We start from the raw sequence: 798 nt of genomic DNA, 5'->3' as shown, positions 1-798 counted from the left end.
CTCGCTGCGCCTTCACTTCGTCATAAATCCGTCCTGCTTGAACCGGGCTACCGCCAGGGCTGTTTATGCGAAGTGAAGGGCTCGCTGCGCCTTCACTTCGTCATAAATCCGTCCTGCTTGAACCGGGCTACCGCCAGGGCTGTTTATGCGAAGCACGATAGCTTGTGAGTTCGGGTTGTCGAATGCAGCTTGGATGGACGGGATAAGGTGATCAGCATCGGCCAGAGTGCCAGCAGCAATTTCACCACGGATGTTGATATACACGGTGTGAGGGGCTCCAGCCTTGGCGCTTTGCCACGGCATCCCACCCGGATTAGATGCCAAAATGATGAAGCCGATCATGAGAAGCACGAAACCTGATGCGCGAAGCACACGCAACATGGTCCGCCAGCGCCGGTCTTTCACCTGCTCTTTATGCAGGGTGAACATGTACTTCTCAATGAGCTCTTTCTCCCAGGGGATCTCTTTGTTTTCTGCCATTAGTCTTTCCTTTTGCATGTTTCGATTATCTGTCCCCAGAACTCTTCATCAGCGCTATCAGCCCGGTCTTTGACTTTCTGGTAAACAAGGTTGGTGTTGAGCTGATGCTCACGACAGAACTGGGCAATGTTGCTGTAGGTCCTGTCCAGATAGGTGAAGGGTTTCCCTTTACCTTTTTTCTTGGCGAGGATGAGTTTCCACTCATCATTGGAGAGTTTGTCTGCGGCCTTCCTTGTGTCCGCAATGCGCCTACGCACCGTTACCGGATCAAGTCCATGCGCTCTGGCTATACTGGCAACGCAATTGAACTTCCGACCG

The 798-nt window shown here is 52.6% G+C and carries 1 protein-coding gene and 1 pseudogene; both read right to left on the bottom strand.

All coding sequences use genetic code 11. The features are described from left to right. Positions 1 to 63 precede the first annotated feature (63 nt). On the bottom strand, positions 64 to 480 hold the full coding sequence (locus R7Z77_RS24940; protein ID WP_411913208.1) for a hypothetical protein: 417 nt from the start codon (positions 478 to 480) through the stop codon (positions 64 to 66). Continuing rightward, positions 480 to 798, bottom strand: a pseudogene (locus R7Z77_RS24935) (hypothetical protein); the annotation flags it as partial. The pseudogene R7Z77_RS24935 and the gene R7Z77_RS24940, both read right to left, overlap by 1 nt.

The organism is Vibrio sp. 1401, from assembly GCF_033340295.1.
Note: the sequence above shows the minus strand (reverse complement) of the source record. Positions and strands in the feature narration are given on the sequence as shown.

Coding starts and splice junctions, on each gene's coding strand:
- R7Z77_RS24940 (WP_411913208.1), bottom strand. CDS start 480: ATGGCAGAAAACAAAGAGATCCCCTGGGAGAAAGAGCTCATTGAGAAG.